15 protein-coding genes are annotated in these 18,784 nt (G+C 72.4%); 9 read left to right on the plus strand and 6 right to left on the minus strand.

The window, feature by feature from the left end; all coding sequences use genetic code 11:
* The 3 genes from VKN16_16795 to VKN16_16805 form a co-directional block, all read left to right on the plus strand.
* Positions 1-525, plus strand: a 525-nt coding sequence (locus VKN16_16795) for an SDR family oxidoreductase (GenBank protein HME95867.1), incomplete at its 5' end; no start/stop codon positions are given.
* Between the two features lie 9 nt (positions 526-534).
* On the plus strand, positions 535-1,470 hold the full coding sequence (locus tag VKN16_16800) for a TIGR03560 family F420-dependent LLM class oxidoreductase (protein ID HME95868.1): 936 nt from the start codon (positions 535-537) through the stop codon (positions 1,468-1,470).
* A 44-nt stretch (positions 1,471-1,514) separates the two neighbouring features.
* Positions 1,515-6,074, plus strand: a complete 4,560-nt coding sequence (locus VKN16_16805; protein HME95869.1) for a DUF748 domain-containing protein — start codon at positions 1,515-1,517, stop codon at positions 6,072-6,074.
* A gap of 9 nt (positions 6,075-6,083) precedes the next feature.
* Here VKN16_16805 and VKN16_16810 read toward each other — a convergent pair whose 3' ends face one another.
* From VKN16_16810 to VKN16_16820, 3 genes are read right to left on the minus strand one after another with little or no spacing between them, the layout of a single operon-like run.
* Entirely contained in the window at positions 6,084-6,650 is a 567-nt protein-coding gene (locus VKN16_16810; GenBank protein ID HME95870.1) for a VOC family protein, read from the minus strand.
* Between the two features lie 54 nt (positions 6,651-6,704).
* Complete coding sequence (locus VKN16_16815) at positions 6,705-7,856, minus strand: acyl-CoA dehydrogenase family protein (protein ID HME95871.1); 1,152 nt, start codon at positions 7,854-7,856, stop codon at positions 6,705-6,707.
* Positions 7,857-7,862: 6 nt separating this feature from the next.
* Positions 7,863-8,183: an NIPSNAP family protein gene (locus VKN16_16820; protein ID HME95872.1), complete on the minus strand. Its 321-nt coding sequence runs from the start codon at positions 8,181-8,183 to the stop codon at positions 7,863-7,865.
* Between the two features lie 153 nt (positions 8,184-8,336).
* On the opposite strand from VKN16_16820, the gene VKN16_16825 reads away from it, so the two are divergent.
* The 3 genes from VKN16_16825 to VKN16_16835 all read left to right on the plus strand — a co-directional run bounded on the left by VKN16_16825 (position 8,337) and on the right by VKN16_16835 (position 11,910).
* On the plus strand, positions 8,337-9,377 hold the full coding sequence (locus tag VKN16_16825) for a DUF6282 family protein (protein HME95873.1): 1,041 nt from the start codon (positions 8,337-8,339) through the stop codon (positions 9,375-9,377).
* Between the two features lie 360 nt (positions 9,378-9,737).
* A complete protein-coding gene (locus VKN16_16830) occupies positions 9,738-11,009 on the plus strand; it encodes a CinA family nicotinamide mononucleotide deamidase-related protein (GenBank protein ID HME95874.1) in 1,272 nt (423 codons plus the stop codon).
* Between the two features lie 4 nt (positions 11,010-11,013).
* A complete protein-coding gene (locus tag VKN16_16835) occupies positions 11,014-11,910 on the plus strand; it encodes a TauD/TfdA family dioxygenase (protein HME95875.1) in 897 nt (298 codons plus the stop codon).
* On the opposite strand, the gene VKN16_16840 is transcribed toward VKN16_16835, so the two are convergent.
* A complete protein-coding gene (locus VKN16_16840; GenBank protein HME95876.1) occupies positions 11,889-12,725 on the minus strand; it encodes an LLM class F420-dependent oxidoreductase in 837 nt (278 codons plus the stop codon). The genes VKN16_16835 and VKN16_16840 overlap by 22 nt on opposite strands.
* 51 nt (positions 12,726-12,776) lie before the next feature.
* Between VKN16_16840 and VKN16_16845 the strand changes: the two genes are divergently transcribed.
* Both VKN16_16845 and VKN16_16850 read left to right on the plus strand, forming a co-directional pair.
* Entirely contained in the window at positions 12,777-13,868 is a 1,092-nt protein-coding gene (locus VKN16_16845) for an FAD-dependent oxidoreductase (protein HME95877.1), read from the plus strand.
* A gap of 30 nt (positions 13,869-13,898) precedes the next feature.
* The gene (locus VKN16_16850; protein ID HME95878.1) at positions 13,899-14,741 is read left to right on the plus strand and encodes an amidohydrolase family protein; all 843 of its coding nucleotides are present in this window, start codon (positions 13,899-13,901) and stop codon (positions 14,739-14,741) included.
* A gap of 12 nt (positions 14,742-14,753) precedes the next feature.
* Here the strand turns inward: VKN16_16850 and VKN16_16855 are convergent, their stop codons facing one another.
* On the minus strand, positions 14,754-15,860 hold the full coding sequence (locus VKN16_16855; protein HME95879.1) for a PQQ-dependent sugar dehydrogenase: 1,107 nt from the start codon (positions 15,858-15,860) through the stop codon (positions 14,754-14,756).
* 41 nt (positions 15,861-15,901) lie between these two features.
* Positions 15,902-17,095: a cytochrome P450 gene (locus VKN16_16860; protein HME95880.1), complete on the minus strand. Its 1,194-nt coding sequence runs from the start codon at positions 17,093-17,095 to the stop codon at positions 15,902-15,904.
* Positions 17,096-17,186: 91 nt separating this feature from the next.
* Between VKN16_16860 and VKN16_16865 the strand changes: the two genes are divergently transcribed.
* Positions 17,187-18,784: thiamine pyrophosphate-binding protein (locus VKN16_16865; protein HME95881.1), on the plus strand; the 1,598-nt coding region annotated here is incomplete at its 3' end.

Here is an 18,784-nt window from a genome sequence, read left to right on the forward strand (position 1 = left end):
CTGGTCAACAACGTGGGCATCGGCAGCAAGGGCAGCGTGGTCGAGGAGAAGCCCGAGACCTGGCGGCGGGTGATGCAGGTCAACGTCGAGACCATGTTCCTCGCCTCCAGGGCCGCGATCCCCGCGATGATCCGCACCGCCAGGGGCGGAGCCATCGTGAACATCTCGTCGATCTCGGCCCTGCGCCCGCGCGGCCTCACCACCTACTCCGCCTCCAAGGGCGCGGTGATCGCGCTCAGCCGGGCCATGGCGGTGGACCACGGCCGCGACGGCATCCGCGTCAACTGCATCGCCCCCGGCCCGGTGTACACCCCGATGGTCTACGCGCGCGGCATGAGCCCGGCAGCGCGCGACCAGCGGCGACGCGCCTCCGTCCTGGCCCGCGAGGGCACCGGCTGGGACATCGGGCAGGCCGCCCGCTTCCTGCTCTCGGGCCACGCCCGCTACATCACCGGCCAGGTGCTGGTGGTGGACGGCGGCGCCACGCTCGTCGGCCCGGCCCGCGAATCCCAGACCGAGCACTAGGAGACCACGATGCGCTTCGGCATGTTCACGAGCATGGGCAACCAGACCTGGCCCGGCGTCCTCGAATTGTGGCGGCACGCGGAGGCGACGCGCTGGGACGTGGCCTGCGTCACCGATCACTTCATGCCGAACACGAAGGAGCGGGAGGGCGCGATGCTCGAGGGCTGGAGCACGCTGACCGCGCTGGCCGCGCTGGTGCCGCGCATGCAGGTCGGCACCATCGTGCTCGGCAACACCTATCGCCATCCCGCGGTGGTGGCCAAGATGGCCGCGCAGGTGGACATCATCTCGAACGGCCGGCTGCTGCTCGGGCTGGGCGCGGGCTGGCAGGAGAACGAGCACGAGGCCTATGGCATCCCCTTCTACACCATGCGCGAGCGCCTCGAGCGGCTCGACGAGGCCTGCCAGGTGATGCGCGCGCTCTGGACGGAGGACCGCAGCACCTTCACGGGCCGCTACTACACGCTGTCCGACGCGCCGTTGCAGCCCAAGCCGGTGCAGCGCCCGCATCCCGAATTGATGATCGGCGGCGGCGGCGAGAAGGTGACGCTGCTCACCGTCGCCCGGCACGCCGATCACTGGAACGTCTGGGGCGGGCCGAAGGTGCTCGCCCACAAGGGCCGCATCCTGGACGAGCACTGCGGGACCGTCGGCCGCGATCCCAAGTCGATCCGCCGCTCGGCCAACATGGCGCTGCTCATCACCGACAAGAAGGCCGATGTCGAGGCGCTGGCCGAGACGCTGGGCGCGCGCATGGGCCGGCACGCCGCCGACGCCCGCGACACCTGCCTGGCCGGCACGCCCGAGCAGATCCGGGAGACGCTGGCCGCGCTGCGGGCCGCGAAGGTCGACACCGTGTTCATCCCGACCCTGTTCCGTCCCCTGCCCGAGCTGCGGCGCGACCTGGACCGGTTCATCGCGGAGATCGCCCCCGCCTTCCGCTGATCCAGTCGGTAGGCGGGTGACGCCGGCCAAGGCATACTGAGGCCGTGGCCGGTCGCCGCGTCTGGGTCGCCACCGCCGTCGTCCTCTTCGTCGGCCTCGTGCTGGCGACGGCCGCGCTCTGGCTGGCCCTGCCCGGCATCGCGCGCTGGGTGGTCACGCGGCAGATCGAGGCCCAGACCGGCCGTCAGGTCACGATGGCCGCGTTCGACCTCGACGTGCCCCGCCGGCGCATCCACGTGGCGGGATTCCGCCTCGCGGACCGCGAGCCGGGCCCCCCGCTGCTCGAGCTCGACACCCTCGACGTCCGCTTCCGGCTCCGCGACCTCCTGCGCGGCCGCGTGCATCTCCGGGAGATCACGCTCGCCGCGCCGCGCTTGCGCGTCGTGCGCACCGGCCGCGGCGTGCTCAACATCTCCGACCTGCTCGAGCGGCCGGCGCCGCCGACGGGCCCGCCGGCGCCCTTCACCGTCGATCGGCTCGCACTCACCGGCGGGACGATCCTCTTCGAGGACCACACGCTGACTCCGCCACGCGCCTGGCGCGCGGAGGCCCTCACGATCGAGGCGACGTCGCTCTCCACGATGACCCCGCAGCCGCTCGGAACCGCCCGCCTCACCGCCACGGTCGCGGGCGCGCCGCTGGCGATCGAGACCTCCGGGATCGCCTTGACGCCGCTACAGGGGCGGGCCCGCATCACGCTGCGCGACGTCGACGCGACCCTGGCCAATCTCTATCTGCCGTCCGATACCGCGGTGGTCCTCGACAAGGCGAAGGTCGGCGCCGCCGTCGACGCGAGCCGGGACGCCCAGGGCGGGGTGGCGCTCGTCGGGCAGGCGCGCATCGACGACATCGTGGTCCGCCGCCGGGGCGTCGACGCCTCCCTCGTCACGGTGCCCGCGCTCGTGTTCGATCTGACGAGCCGCCGCTCGCCGGAGGGCCGCCCGCTCGGGCGCATCGAGATGACCGGACGGGCCACCGTGTTCGACCCGCGGCCCGGCAGGTCCAATCGCTTCCAGATCGACCGGCTCAAGGTGGTCGCCGACGGCATCGATGCCTCGGGCGCGCAGCCGGCGCAGATCACCGCGACCGCCGCGCTGCCCGGCGGCGGCGCGCTGGACGTCCAGGGCCGCGCGCGGCCCGCGCCGGCCGGCGCCGAGCTGCGCGCGCGCATCAGCCGGGTCGATCTGGGGTTCTGGGCGCCGTACTTCTCGCTGCCGCTGGTCTTCACCGGAACCGCCGAGACCGACCTCACCGTGGACGTCGGCGCCGGCTCCCCCCGGGTGCGCGGGCGAATGGCGATCAACGGCGTCACCGTCAGGGACGGCGCGCAGCGCCTCGCCGCCGCCGACGCGATCGAGCTGACCGGCCTCGACACGCAGTGGCCGAAGGTGCGGGCCGAGCGCGTGCGGCTCAAGCGGCCGCGCGCGACGATCCGCCGCGATCGGGAGGGACACCTCTCCATCACCGAGCTGGTGGAGACGCTGAAGCGGCCCGGGCGCGAGGACGCCGCGGCCGCGCCGGCGGCGGCCGCGGAGAAGCCGACGCCGTTGCCGCCCGATTTCTCCGCCGAGCTGGGGGAAGTGATCCTGGAGGACGCGCGCACGCGCCTCGACGACGCCACCGTGGAGCCGCCGCTCCGCCTCCGGCTGGCCCCGATCCGGCTGACCGTGCGCGATTTGACGTGGCCGAATCGCCGGCCCGCCAGCGTGCAGCTCACCGCGAGCACCCCGGAGCGCGGCACCATCGAGACCCAGGGCACGGTCACCCTCGATCCGATCCGCTTCGAGCTGCGCACGCGCCTGGTCGGCATCGACGTGTCGCCCTATCGGCCCTACCTGCCGCTCAGGGCGCAGCTCGACGGGCACCTCGAAGGCGAGGTCACCGCGAAGGGCACCGTCGGAGCGAAGATCGAGGCGACCGCGCAGGGCTCGGTCGCGCTGGCCGACGTGGCCTTCCGCGACGGCGATCGGCAGATCCTCACGGTGGGACGCCTCGAGCTGGCGAAGCTCGACTACACCTGGCCGGCCACCGCCACCATCGAGCGCGTGCACATGCAGAAGTCGTGGGTGCTGCTCGAGCGGCGCGCCGACGGCTCGCTGCCGATCGCCGGTATTCTCACGCCGCGGCGCGCGCCTCCGGCGCCGGCCGTGGCCGCCGATCCCGGATCGGCGCGTCCCGCGCCGCTGGACGTCAAGCTGGCCGTGCGCGAGGTGCGCTTCGAGGACGGCGGCGCCACCGTGGTGGACGCGGCGGTGAGCCCGACCGCGCGCCTCGAGGTGGCCGGGGTGCGCCTGACCGCGCGCGACTTCGCCTGGCCGCCGCAGGTGCCGATGCCGGTGCAGATGGAGGCGCCCACCCCCGGCTCGGGACGCCTCACCGCGCGCGGCTCGATCGACCTGAGCGCCCATCATCTGGACCTGCAGGTCACGCCGACCGCGGTCGACCTGGCGCCCATGCAGCCCTACCTGCCGGTACGCGGGCGCGTCGCGGGCAAGGCGAGCGGCGATCTGCAGGTCCGGGCCACGCTCGAGCCGTTCACCCTGACCGCGCGCGGGACCGCATCGGTGGCCGACGTGGCGCTGGCCGACGACGCGCGGCCGCTGGTGACGGCGACCCGGCTCGAGACCACCGGCATCGAGTTCACCTGGCCCGCCTCGCTGATCGTCGATCGCGTCCGGCTGCAGAAGCCGTGGGCCCAGATCGAGCGGGCCGCCGACGACTCCTTCCCGCTCGCCGCGCTGCTGGCGCCGCCCGCCGCGCCCGCGGGGGCGCCGCCCCGGGAGAGCCGCCCGGGCGGCGCGGCGGGACCGCCGGCCCTCGACCTGCGCGTGCGCCGCGCGGGGATCGCGGACGGGACGTTCGTGCTCATCGACGCCACCGAGCGGCCGCCCGCGCGCGCGGAGATCCGCGAGGCCCGCCTCGGCGTCCGCAACTTCACCTGGCCGGCGCGCGAGGCGGTCGACGTGCGGCTGCGGGCGAACACCGCCACCGGGGGATCGGTGGATGCGCGCGGGCAGGCGCGGCTCGACCGGCAGACGGTAGATTTGAAGATCACGGCCAAGCAGCTGGACCTGGCGACCCTGCAGGCCTTCCTGCCGTCGCGCGGCACGCTCGCCGGCAAGGTGGATTCGGACCTGCGCGTGAAGGGCACGCTGTCGCCCCTGTCGGTGGCGGCCACCGGGAGCGTGGCGGTGGACGACACGATCTTCGGCGACGGGCAGCGCATGCTGGCCTACATCAAGCGCGTGGACATGACCGGCATCGACGCCGACTGGCCCCGCCGCGCGACCGTGCAGCGCATGGCGATCGACAAGCCGTGGGCGCTCGTCGAGCGCGAGGCGGACGGCCGCCTCCCGCTGCTCGACCTGCTCTTCCCGCCCGCGTCGGCCGGAACGGCCGCCGCCCCCCAGCCGCCGCCGTCCCCCCGGGCCGGGGCCGCCCCGCGCGGCGAGTCCGGCGCCGACCCGATCATCGCGGTGGGCGAGCTCGCGGTGGACGAGGGCTTCGTGCGCTTCGTGGACCGCACGACGACGCCGGCCTTCACCGAGGAGGCCTCGCGCATGGTCGTGACCGGCCGCGCCCTCGGCACCGTCCGCAACGGCAAGGGCCCGCTCGCGCTGACCGGCCGGCTCAGCGGCGGGACGCCCTTCGAGCTCAAGGGCACGCTGGGCGCGCTCACCGGCCCGCTCAACCTCGATCTCGACGGCAAGCTCACCGACTTCCCGCTGCCGCGGGTGAATCCCTACGCCAACAAGCTGATCGGCTGGATCGCTCGGCGCGGCGTCTTCGGCACCACCGTGCGCTACCGTGTCAGCGACAACGTGCTCACCGCCAGCAACGACATCGTGCTCGGGCAGCCCGACTTCGTGCCGTCACGCACTGGCGACGAGGTGCGCGAGCGGGTCGGGGTGCCCCTCGGCACGCTCATCGCGCTCCTCAAGAACGCGCGCGGCGAGGTGCGGCTGTCGGTGCCGGTCACCGGCAACGTGGCCACCCGCCAGTTCGATTTCAGCGACGCGTTCTGGCAGGCGGTGCGCAAGACCGCGATCGGCGTGGTGTCGCTGCCGGTGAGCTGGGTCGGCAAGATCTTCTACACCGAGGACGCGCGGGTCGAGACGATCCAGATCTGGCCGGTCTACTTCGAGCCGGGCACCGTCCGCTTCGCGGAGGGCTTCGACAAGCAGGCGCAGCGCGTGGGCACGTTCCTCCGCGACGCGCCGGCGGTGAAGCTCGCGATGAAGTCGGTGCTGACGGTGGACGACATCGCCGCCTTGAAGCGCGACGCGCTCCGTCAGCGGCTGGAGGGCGCCGCGCGCGAGGCGGGGGCCGGCGGGGTGGAGGCGGCGGCGGCCCGCCTCTTCGCCGAGCGCTTCCCGGGCCGGCCCGCGCCGGGCGGCGTCGACGCGACGGTGGCCGAGCTGGCCAGGGACGAGCCGAATCCGGACGCGGCGGCGAAGACCCTGTCGACGCGCCGGATGGAGGCGACGCGCGCCCAGCTGCAGAGCGCGGCGCGCATCGAGCCGGCGCGCCTGCACGTCACCGAGGGGCTGGTGCCGGTGGAAGGCGCCGGCCGCGGGCGCGTCGAGTTCGAGATCGAGCCCTAGCGGGCGCGGCTACTTGAAGACCGGGTTGTCCACCCGGTCCACGAGCGACTCCGGCCCCTCGGTGGGTAGTACCTCGGCGTAGTTCTGGGCGCCGTCGATGTCGTGCTCCCACACCTCCCGCGGCAGCTCGTACAGCACCTCGATGCCGTGACCGTCCGGATCCGAGATGTACACGCTGTGGGTCATGCCGTGGTTGATGCGCCGATGGAACGTGACGCCCTTCGACTGGAGGAACTCGACCTGCTTGAGCCAGGACTCCCGATCCGGCCAGGCGATCGCCACGTGGTTGAGCCCGATCCCGCCCCGCATCAGGCTCCACGTCTCGGGCTCGCCGTGCCCGTTGCCGCCCTCCGGCCGTGGCACCTCGGCCAGCGCCAGGTCGTGGTGCGTCACGTCGCCGCTCTCGGACACGCCGCTGTAGAAGCGCATCTTGGGCCGCACCCGGTCGGGACGAGGCTTGAGCTGGGCCACGCAGCGGAAGCCCATGATCTCGGTCCAGAACCGGTGCGAGACCTCGATGTCGCGCACGTTGAGGACGATGTGGTTGATGCCGCGGGGCGTCTGTGCCTGTGCCATGGTGATGAGTCCTCCGCCGGAGCAAGTCGTTGCCGCGATCATACCAGAGCTCCGCTAGAGCCGCGTCTCGTCGACCTTCAGACCGAGCCAGTGCCGACCGACCAGCTCGTAGTGGGACAGGCGTGCCTGCAGGTGCTGGCTGATCACGTGCACGTCCTGGAAGTGGCGCTGGATCGGGCTCGACTCGTAGGCCGCGGTGGCGCCCGACATGTTGTAGATCATGTCCACCGCCTGCACCGCGAGCCGGATGCCGTGGGTGGTGGCCAGCCGCAGGGTCGCGCGCTGCTCGAGGGTGATCGTGCCGGTGGTGGTGAGGGAGTGCCAGATCTCGCCCACCGTCTCGAGCAGGAACGCGCGGCCGGAGCGGATGTGGGCCTCCACGTGGCCGACCTCGCTCTGCGCCGCCACCTGGTCGCGCAGGAGCTGGTCCATCGCGCGGGGGGTCTTGGTGGTGGCCAGCTCGATGAAGGCGGCCAGACAGGCGCGCGCGGTGCCGAGGGCCACCGCCGCGTCGCCGGAGGCAAACACGAGCGTGCGCGGGATCTGGTAGAGCGGGCCGGTCTCCACGAGCGGCGCGGTCACCGACCGCACGCTGCGCTCCTCGGGCACGAAGACGTCGTTCACCGCGAAGTGGTGCGTGCCGGTCCCGCGCATGCCACGCACGTGCCAGGTGTCGAGCAGCTCGGCCTGGGCGCGCGGCACGAAGCAGTAGCGCATCTCGGGCTGCCCCTCATCGAGCCGCGGGCGGCCGTCCTCGACGACGGTGGCGTGCGCGGCCAGCCAGGAGGCGTGCCGGCACCCGGTGCTGAAGCCCTGGCGTCCGGTCACCCGGTAGCCGCCGGGCACCGCGATGGCCTGGGCGTTGGCCACCGGGGTGTTGGCCACCACGCTGCGGGGCGTGTCGATCCAGATGGCGCGCGCCGCCGCGGAGGGCATGCGCGCGGCGTAGGTCGCGAAGATCGCGACCTGGTTGGTGACCCAGCCGGTGCTGGCGTCGCCCTTGCCGATCTCCTCGATGACCTCGATGTAGCGCGGCAGGTCCATCTCGGCCCCGCCGATCGCCCGGGGCAGCGCGAGCCGGAAGAGCCCCGCATCCGCCATCGCCTCGAACAGCGGCCGCGGCAGCTCGCGCTGCAGCTCGGTGTCCGGGGCCGACGCGCGGATGAAGGGCCCGAGCTTGCGCGCGGCCTCGAGCGGGGTGGTCACGAGGGCCTACTGGATCACCGAGTGCGGGGTCGCGGTCAGGCGCGTCACCTTGATCTGCTCGCGGTCGATCATGTCGCCCACGCGCGGGCTGATCTCGTTCTTCCAGTAGTCGCTCTGGTAGACCGCGTCGTAGAGGCGCTTGCGCTCCGGCTCGCTCTCGAAGCGGCGGATCCACACGTAGACGCTCTGGTCCTCCTCGCCCACGAAGCTGCCCAGGATGACCATGCCCATCTTGACCTGGAACGGGATGATCTCCTCCTCCATGCACTTCACCCACTTCGCCTGCTGCCCGGGACGGATGTGGTACTGCCGCAGCTCGAAGAGCATCGTCATCTCCTCGGTTCGGGTGCACTAGGCTCGGCCATGGGGAGCGCCTCAGGCGTGCAGCCTAGCACGGGATGACGCCGCGTGCGTGCGGCCGCCCGGCCGGTGCGACAGCCCGGTGTGGCCGGCCGGAGGCTCGTGTAGAATCCCCGGGGTATGTCTCATCTCGGGTGCGGCGGCTGTCACGGGAGCGTCGCGCCGGTCACGCTCGCGACCGGCCGCGGCGGCCGTCACTCGTCGGCGCCCTCGCACGGCCGCGCGGCCGGCGGAGGCGCGGCGGCCTCTTCCCGCGAGAGCGCCGGCGTCCAGGGCTACTCCCCGCCCCCGGCGCCGGTGAGCCCGATCAAGGGGCTGATCGACTTCCACACCCACGCGGCGCCCGACATCTTCGGCCGGTCCCTCGACGACGACGAGCTGGCGACCCTGGCCGCGACCCGTCAGATGGAAGCAGTGGTGTTCAAGAACCACGTGACCCACACCGCCGACCGCGCGTTCCTGGTGCGCAAGCACGTGCCCGGCGTCAAGGTATTCGGCGGCATCACGCTGAATCACGCGGTGGGCGGGCTGAACCCGCAGGCCGTCGAATGGATGTGGCGCATGCAGGGCGGCTACGGCCGGGTGGTCTGGTTCCCCACCTTCGACGCCGACAACCACGTCAAGCGCACCCGGACCGGGACGGCGGGCATCCGGGTCGTCGACGAGCGCGGCCAGGTCCTGCCCGCCGCGCGCGCGGTGCTGAAGATCGCGGCGGCCCAGCGCCTGGTGGTGCAGACCGGGCACGCCGCGCCGGAGGAGGCCCTCGCCCTGATCGCGGCCGCGCGCGAGGAAGGCTGCGAGCGCATCGTGGTCACCCACGCCCAGTTCGACGTCGTCGGCATGAGCCTCGATCACATGAAGAAGGCGGCCGCCCTCGGCGGGAAGCTCGAGCTGTGCGCCCTGCTCATGCTGGCGGGCCCGACCTCCCCACTCGAGTTCATGCACCACACCGCGCGCGTCGAGGTCGCGGACACCGCGGCCCGGATCAAGGCGGTGGGCGCCGAGCACTTCGTGCTGGGCACCGACCTGGGTCAGGCCGGCAATCCGACCCCCGCGGATGGCCTGCAGATGCTGGTGGCCGGGCTCATGAAGCACGGGATCAGCCGCGAGCAGATCCAGACCATGGGCCGCGAGATCCCCGGCGCGCTCCTGATGGGCTGACGTGATCGTCCGCGTGCTCGATCGTCAGCTGCGCCGGGTGGGAGGGGAGCGGGGGCCCTCCCCGGAACACGCTGACTCGCGACCCTTGCACGGCACTCGAACGAGCCACGAGATGGGAGCGCTCGCCTTCGGCAACGCGCAGAAGACACGGTTCCGGGGAGGGCCCCCGCTCCCCTCCCACCCGGCACGCGCCAACCGTGGACCTGACACCACCCTGCCCACCTGCGCGCCTCATTCATATCAAAGACCCCACAGCCTCGAGCGGCGTGCTGCCCGTGTGCTCGGCGTAGCGGGAGGCGTGGGGGTGGGGGAGGCCCTGCCCCCACGCCGGCGACACCACGACGGAGGCGTGAGGGAAGCATGCGCATCGAGGTGATCTGCACGGGGGACGAAGTGCTGACCGGCAAGATCGTCAACACCAACTTCAGCTACATCACCCAGAAGCTGGAGGACGTCGGGCTCTCGGTGCAGTGGGAGACCACGGTCGGCGACGACCGGGAGAACCTGCTGCGCGCCTTCGTGCTGGCCGGCGAGCGCGCCGATGCGGTCATCGTCAACGGGGGGCTCGGCCCCACCGTGGACGACCTCTCCCAGGAGATCGCGGCGAAGGCGGCGGGCGTGGAGCTGGTCCTGAACGAAGATTGGCTCCGGCGCATGGAGGATTTCTTCCAGCGGCGGAGCCGGGTGATGCCGCCCAACAACCGCAAGCAGGCCATGCTGCCGACCACCGCCGAGGTGCTCGACAATCCCATCGGCACCGCCTGCGGCTTCGCGGTGGATATCGGGCGCGCACGCTTCTACTTCACCCCGGGCGTCCCGCGGGAGCTGCGCCGGATGCTGGACGAGCAGATCGTGCCGCGGCTGCTGGGAAAGGCCGGGCTGCCCGGCGCGATCTTCCTCAAGCGCTTCCACTCCTACGGGCTGGGCGAATCGCACGTGGACTCGCTGCTGCAAGGCGTGGAGACCCTGGTGCCGGACGGCAGCGTGAAGCTGGGCTTTCGCGCCCACTACCCGCAGCTCGAGACCAAGCTGACCGCGCGCGGCCGCGACATGGACGACATCCGCCGCAAGCTCGAGCCGATCGAGCGCGAGGTGCGCCGGCGCGTCGGCAACTTCATCCTCGCCGAGGACGAGCAGACCCTGGAAGGCGTGATCCTGCGCGAGCTGCAGGCGAAGGCCGCCACGCTCTCGCTGGTCGAGACGTTCACCAGCGGCCAGATGGCGGCCCGGCTGGCCCACTTGCCCGGCGCTGACGCGGTGTTCCGCCGCGGTGCGGTCGCGCGCGCCCTGGGAGACGTGTGGGCCGCGGTCGGCCTCTCGGGCGCGCCGCCCGACGGGCCGCTCACGCCGCAGACCGCGGAGACGGTGGCCCGCGCCGCCCGCGCCCACACCGGGGCGACCCACGCCCTCGCGGTGCTCATCGATCTGGACGACGGCCCCGACCGGATCGAGTTCGGCGGCACCATCTGCCTCGCCATCGCCACCGAAGGCGACGCCGCTTCGCGGAAAGCCCGCATCCTGGGCGGACGGGAGTGGGTGCGCCTGGGCGCCGTCGAGATGGGCCTCGATTGCCTGCGCCGATATCTGCAGAGACTGCCGGTCTACGAGCGGATCGACTTCGAGAAGACCTGAGCGTATGCCGATCACGGTGACGGCGCTCACGCCGGCCTTTGCAGCGCGCATCGACGGCGCCGACCTCATCGGCCCGCTGGACGCCGCCACCTGGAAGGAGATCCGCGCCGCCTTCGAGGAGCACTCGGTGCTACTCTTCCGACCCCAGCCGCTGGACGACGAGCTGCAGATCGCGTTCAGCCGCCGCTTCGGCGATCTCGAGATCACCCGCAGCATGAATCCGGCGGCGGGCACGCCGTTCGCCCGCCAGTCGAACCTCGACGTCAAGACCGGCGCGGTGATCCCCTCCGACGACCGGCGCATGGTCTACCAGCTGGCCAACATGCTCTGGCACACCGACAGCTCGTTCAAGCCGGTGCCCTCGCTCTGCTCGCTGCTCTCCGGCCGCATCGTGCCGCCCGAGGGCGGAGCCACCGAGTTCGCGAGCGCGCGCGCCGCGTATCCGTCGCTGCCCGAGGCACTGCGGCGCCGGGTCGATCGCGCGGTCGCGGTGCACGACTTCTCGTGGTCGCGCGACCAGGTGCGGCCCGGCTTCTTCACCGCCGAGGAGCGCGCGGTGTACCCGCCGGTCCGCCACCCGATCGTGCGAGCCAACCCGGTGAACGGCCGCCCTAGCCTCTTCCTGGGCGCGCACGCCTCGCACGTCGAGGGCCTACCGCTCGAGGAAGGCCGCGCCCTGCTGCGGGCCCTGCAGGATCACGTGACCCAGGCCCCCTTCGTGTACCGGCACGAGTGGGAGGTGGGCGACCTGGTGGTCTGGGACAACCGCTGCGTGCTCCACCGCGCGACGCCCTACGACACCGCCCGGCACCAGCGGCTCATGCAGCGCACCACCGTGTCCGGTGACCCGGCCGAGTCCTCGTGGCTGGCCGGCTGGCCCTATCGCATCGCTGCCGCGTAGGCGTCGAGGCGCGGCAGCACCCGGTCGCGCGGCTCCGGGTTGAGGCCGAAGATCACCCGCGAGACGCCCGCCGCCGCGAGGCCGTCGAGCACCTCGCGCTTCGGCGGCGCGAAGAAGATCGACACCGGCACGGTCTTCGGATCGCGGCCGGCCTGCTCGAGGCGGCGGCGGAGCGCGGGGATCTTCTCCACCGGATTCGTGTGCGGGCGCAGGATCGGCATCCAACCGTCGCCGAACTCGACGACGCGGTCGAAGGTACGCTCCCCGTCACCGCCGATGATCACCGGGGGATGCGGCTTCTGCAGCGGCTTGGGATCCGCCCAGATCCGCTCGAAGCGCACGAACTCGCCCTCGTAGCTCGCCTCCTTCTGCGTCCAGATCTGCTTCATGGCGAGCACGCGCTCGCGCAGCAGACGCCAGCGGCTCTTCCACGCCGTGCCGTGATTGCTCATCTCTTCTCGATTCCAGCCTCCGCCGATGCCGAAGAGCACGCGCCCGCCCGAGAGCCGGTCCAGCGTGGCCACCTCCTTGGCGGTCACGATCGGGTCGCGCTCGATGACGAGGCAGATGCCGGTGCCGAGCTTCAGCCGGCGCGTCGCGCCCGCCGCGGCCATCAGGGCGATGAACGGGTCGTACGCCGACCAGTAGTCGCGCGGCAATTCGCCCCCGCCCGGCCACGGGCTCGTGCGGCTGGCCGGAATGTGGGTGTGCTCGGGGAACCACACCGACTCGAAGCCGCGCTCCTCGAGGGCGCGGGCCAGATCATCCGGAGCGATCGAGTACTCGGTCGGGAACATCACGACGCCGTGATCCATGTCGGGCCTCCTCGGTTCGCCGGATTGTACTATCCTGTCCGCCGACCGGCCATGCCTGCTCCTCGGCACGTCATCGTCTGCGGCGCCGGCGTCGTCGGCGCCTCGGTCGCCTACTTCCTGACCCGGCGGGGAGTCGCGGTCACGGTGGTGGAGCGCACGGCGGTGGCCTGCGCGGCGTCGGGCAAGTCGGGCGGCTTCCTCGCGCTGGACTGGTGCGACGGCACCCCGGTCGAGCCGCTCGCGCGGGCCAGCTTCGCGCTGCACGCGACGATGGCGAAGGAGATCGCGCGCGACTGGGGCTACCGGCGGATGGACACCTTCATGCTGGCCGCGCGCGAAAAGGGCGCGCCGGCCGGCGGCCATCGCGTGCCCGCGCCGGGCTGGATCGACGGCCCCGCCGTCGTGGCCGGCACGCTCGGCTCGTCCGAGACCACCGCGCAGGTACACCCGGCGCAGTTCACCGCCGCGCTGATGGACGAGGCACAGGCCGGCGGCGCGATGCTTCGCATCGGCGCGGTGGAGCGCGTGATCGCGCGCGACGGCGCGGCGAGCGGCGTCGTCATCGACGGCCGGGCGCTCGAGGCGGACGCGGTGGTGCTGGCCGCCGGACCATGGACGGGACGCATCGAGGGGCTGCGCCTGCCGCGCGTCTCCGGGCTCAAGGGCTACAGCGTCACCCTCGACGTCGCCGGCGTGCCCGCGCACGCGCTGTTCATGGACTACCGCCTGGCCGACGGCCGCGCCCTCGAGCCGGAGATCATCCCGCGGCCCGACGGCACCGTGTACGTGTGCGGGATGGCCGATCGCCAGCCGCTCCCCGAATCCGCCGAGGGCGTCGAGGTGAGCGCGGCCGGCTGCGCGATCCTCGCCGGCGCGGCCGGCCGCGTCGCCGCCTCGCTCGCCGCCGCGCCGATCAGCCGCCGGCAGGCCTGCTATCGCCCGGTGGTGGACGACGGCCTGCCCATGATCGGCCCGGTCCCGGGCGTCCGCGGCGCGTACGTGGCCACGGGCCACGGCCCGTGGGGCATGCTCAATGCCCCGGCCACCGGCCTCGCCCTGACCGAGCTGATCGTCGACGGCGCGGCCCGCTCGGTCGACCTGCGGCCGTTCTACCCGGATCGACTGCCGGCTGCACGCCCGTGAACCCCGAACCCCCGATAGGAGACATCCGCCATGGACATCGTCGACTCGCAGGTGCACCTCTGGGCCGCGGAGAGCCCCAGCCGCCCGTGGCCGCCCGGCCGCGCGAAGGAGGCGCAGAAGCCCTATCAGATCCTGAAGGAAACGCTGCTCTTCCAGATGGACCTGGCCGGCGTCCGCCGCATGGTGCTGGTGCCGCCCTCGTGGGAGGGCGATCGCAACGACATGGCGCTGGAGGCGGCGCGTGCCTATCCCGATCGCTTCGCGGTGATGGGCCGGCTGTCGCTGCCCGATCCGGCCAGCCGCGCGCTGGTCGCGGACTGGCGGAAGCAGCCGGGCATGCTCGGCATGCGCTTCACCTTCCACAACGAGCACAACCGCCACTTCCTCACCGACGGCTCGGCCGACTGGCTCTGGCCGGCGGCGGAGAAGGCCGGCATTCCCCTCATGGTCCTGGTGCCCGGCGCGCTCGATCATCTCGACCGCATCGCCTCGCGGCACCCCGGGCTCAAGCTCGTCATCGACCACGTGGGGATCAGCGTGCGGGGCAAGGCCCCGCAGGTGTTCGAGGAGCTGCCGGCGGTGTGCGCGCTGGCGAAGCATCCGAACGTGGCGGTGAAGGCCTCGGGGATGCCGTCGCTCTCCGCGCAGCCCTACCCGTTTCCCGATCTGCACGACGCGATCCACCGGCTGGTGGACGCCTTCGGCCCGAAGCGGACGTTCTGGGGCACGGACCTGACGCGGATGCCGTGCACGTACTACGAGTGCATCACGCTCTTCACCCGGCATCTGCCGTGGCTGCGCGGCGAGGACCTCGAATGGGTGATGGGCCGCGGCGTCTGCGAGTGGCTGGGCTGGCCGTTGACGCGCGCCTGAGCGCTGCCTCGCTCAGCGGGCGGGATCGACGCGCAGGATCCGGCCCCGGGAGCTGTCGGTCAGCAGGTAGAGGGAGCCGTCGGGCGACTGCACCACGTCGCGGATCCGCTCGCGCAGGTCGCCGAGATAGCGCTCCTCCTGCACCACGCGGCCGTCCTGCAGCCGCAGCCGCACCAGCAGGCCCGGCGACAGCGAGCCGATGAGCAGGTCGCCGCGCCAGTCGGGGAACGCCGAGCCGGTGTAGAACGTCGCCCCCGACGGCGCGATCACCGGGTCCCAGTAGTACACCGGCTGCTCCATGCCGGCCTTGGCGGTGCCGATCCCGATGCGCGCGCCCGAGTAGTCCACCCCATAGGTGATGACCGGCCAGCCGTAGTTCTTGCCCGGCTGCGGATTGTTCAGCTCGTCGCCGCCGCGCGCGCCGTGCTCGACCGTCCACAGCTGACCGCGCGCGTCGACGGTGGCGGCCTGCACGTTGCGGTGCCCATAGGACCAGATCTCCGGCCGCGCGTCGGCACGTCCCACGAACGGGTTGTCGCTCGGGATCGAGCCGTCCGCGTTGATGCGCACGACCTTGCCGAGCGTCACCGACAGGTCCTGGGCGCGCTCGCGATAGCCGAAGCGATCGCCGAGCGTGACGAACAGGGTGCCGTCGGGCCGGAAGGCGAGCCGCGAGCCCCAGTGGTTCGGCCCCTGCACCTTCGGCTGCTGGCGCCAGATGACCTGCGTGCCCTCGAGCCCGCGCTCGCCCAGCCGACCGCGGGCGACCGCGGTGCCGGCTCCGCCCTCGCCCGGCTCGGAGAAGGACAGGTAGACGAGCCGATCCTGCGCGAAGCCCGGGCTCAGCGCGACGTCGAGGAGGCCGCCCTGCCCGCGCGCGTAGACTGGCGGCACCCCGGTCAGCGGCTCCGACAGCGTGCCGTCGGGCGCTGCGATGCGCAGCCGGCCCGGCCGCTCGGTGACGAGCATCCGGCCGTCGGGCAGGACGGCGAGCCCCCACGGGTGCTCGAGCCCCCGTACGACGTCGGTGACCTTGACCGCGAGCTTCGCGGGGGCCGGGGTCGGCGAGCGCGGCGCCTCCTGCGCCCACGCGGGCGCCACCAGCAGGGCGAGCGCCATCGCGAGCGTGTCCCAGCGCGGCCAGCGCGTCGAGGCCCGGCTCAAAAGCTCACCGGCAGCGACTGCAGCCCGCGCAGGGTCAGGCTCTGCCGGAACTCGGGCTTCTCGGTGGCCAGTGCCAGCTTGGGCAGGCGCTGGAGCAGCGTGTTGATCGCGATCTGCCCTTCCATGCGCGCGAGCGGGGCGCCCAGGCAGAAGTGAACGCCCATGCCGAAGGCGATGTGGCGATTGTCGGCGCGGGTGAGATCGAGCCGCTGCGGATCGGGGAACTGGGCCGCATCGCGATCCGCCGCGCCCAGGAACGGCATCACCATCTCCCCCTTGGGAATCGTGCGGCCGCCGATCACGATGTCCTCGCTCGGGATGCGGGCGGTGCGCTGCACCGGGCCGTCGAAGCGCAGCAATTCCTCCACCGCGGTGCCGATGATCCGGGGATCGTCCCGCAGACGCCGCAGCTCGGCCGGATGCCGCAGGAGCGCCAGGGTGCCGTTGCCGATCAGGTTCACGGTGGTCTCGTGCCCGGCCACCAGCAGCAGGATGCAGGTCGCGAGCAATTCGTCCTCGTTCAGCTTGTCGCCCGCCTCCTCCGCCGCGATCAGGGCCGAGAGCATGTCATCCCGAGGAGACGCCCGACGCTGCGCGATCAGCTCGCGGAAGTACGCGGCCAGCGCGCGCCGTCCGGCCATGCTGCGCTGGGCGACCTCCGATTCGGGCGGCAGCATGATCGCGTCGAGCCCCCGCGCGATGTCCAGGCCCCACTGCTTGAAGCGCTCGTGGTCCTTCACCGGCACGCCCAGCATGTCGCAGATGACGTTGACGGGAAGCGGATAGGCGAACTCGTCGATCAGGTCCATCTCGCCGTGGCCGTCGACGGCGTCGAGCAGGCGGTCGACGATCCGCTGGATGTCCGGGCGGAGCCGCTCCAGCGCCTTCGGGGTGAAGGCCTTGCTGACCAGGCCGCGCAGCCGGGTGTGATCGGGCGGGTCCCGGTCGAGCATCGAGAGGCCGAGGCCGGGCGGCACCTGCATGCCGAAGCGGGCGGCCACGAACGCGGCGATCGGCTCCTTGATCAGCCGCGGGTCCCTCAGGCTCGCGATCACGTCGGCGTAGCGGGTGAGCACCCAGAAGCCGAGCGGGCTGTGGTGGACCGGATCGTCCGCCTGCAGACGCCGGTACATCGGGTACGGGTCCGCCACGAACTCCGGGTCCATCGGATTGAACTGCACGTCGGCCATGTCGTCTCCTCCCGCGGCCATTCTACATCTGCTACAGTCCCCTCCACCGGCGCAGGACGGGTCTCCCACGGGCACCAGGAAAGGACAGGTCATGGCGACGATCACCGGCTCGGAAGTACTGGCGCAGGCGCTCCGCTCTCAAGGCGTGGACACGATGTTCTATCTGATGGGCGGCCCCATGCTCGAGACCGAGGCCGCCTGCATCAAGCTCGGCATCCGCGCCATCGACACGCGCCACGAGCAGGCCGCCGCCCTGGCCGCGCACGCCTGGACCCGGGTGATGCGGCGGCCGGGCGTGGCCATGGGCTGCTCCGGTCCCGGCGCCATCAACCTGGCCACCGGCGTGGCCAACGCCTTCACCGACTGCGCCCCGCTGGTGGCCATCGGCGGATCGAGCCCGCGGGTCTACCTGGGCATGGAGGCCTTCCAGGAGATCGACCAGGTCGCGCTGATGAAGCCGATCACCAAGTGGGCCGAGCGCATCTACGACGCCCGGCGCATTCCCGACGTCGTCGACACCGCGTTCCGCCAGGCCGCCTCGGGCCGGCCCGGGCCCGTCTACATCGACATGCCCGGCGACATCCTGGGCGAGAAGATCGAGGAGGAGCAGGTCCGCTACCTCGGCCCCTGGAAGCCGGCGCCGCGCTCGCTCGGCGACCCGGGGGCGGTGCGCGAGGCCATCGCGCTGCTCGCCAGGGCCGAGCGGCCGATCGTCATCGCGGGCAGCGGCGTGTGGTGGTCCGACGGGGCCGCCGCGCTGCAGGCCTTCGTGGAGGTCACCGGCATTCCGTTCTACACCACCCCGATCTCGCGCGGCCTCATCGCCGAGGACCATGAGCTGGCCTTCCTGAACGCGAGGAGCAAGGCCTTCACCGAGGCCGACGTCGTGCTGGCGGTGGGCACGCGCTTCAACTGGGTCATCCAGTTCGGCCGGCCGCCGCGCTTCGCCGCCGATCTCAAGGTGATCCACGTCGACATCAACCCCACCCAGCTCGGCCACAACCGCGCCGTCGACATCCCGATCGCAGGCGACGCGAAGGCGGTGCTCGAGCAGCTCCGCGCCGAGGCCGAGGGCAAGATCGCGCCGAAGCGCTACGCCGCGTGGACCGGCAAGCTCCGCACGCTCGATGCGGAGAAGGGCGCCGAGCAGGACAAGGCGATGAGCCGCGACGAGACCCCGATCCACCCGCTGCGGCTCTGCAAGGAGGTGCGCGACTTCATGCGCCGCGACGGCATCCTCGTAGTGGACGGTCAGGAGATCCTCAACTTCGGCCGCCAGGCCATCCCGACCTACGTGGCCGGGCACCGCCTGAACTCCGGCGCGTTCGGCACGATGGGCGTGGGCCTGCCGTTCGGGGTGGGCGCCAAGGTGGCCAGGCCGGACGCGCAGGTGTTGGTGCTGCACGGCGACGGCTCCTTCGGCATCAACGCCATGGAGATGGACACGGCGGTGCGGCACAAGATTCCGGTGGTGGTGGTGATCAGCAACAACGGCGGCTGGACCGCGGACGCGCCGTGGACGCGGCCCTTGCCCAAGCCGGGCCGCAACCTCGGCCACACCCGCTACGACCGCGTGGCACAGGAGCTGGGCGCCCACGGCGAGTTCGTGGAGAAGCCGCACGACATCCGTCCGGCGCTGGAGCGCGCGTTCGCCTCCGGCAAGCCGGCGGTGGTCAACGTCATCACCGA

The sequence above is a fragment of the Candidatus Methylomirabilota bacterium genome (assembly GCA_035315345.1).
In the GTDB taxonomy this organism is placed as follows: Bacteria; Methylomirabilota; Methylomirabilia; order Rokubacteriales; family CSP1-6; genus CAMLFJ01.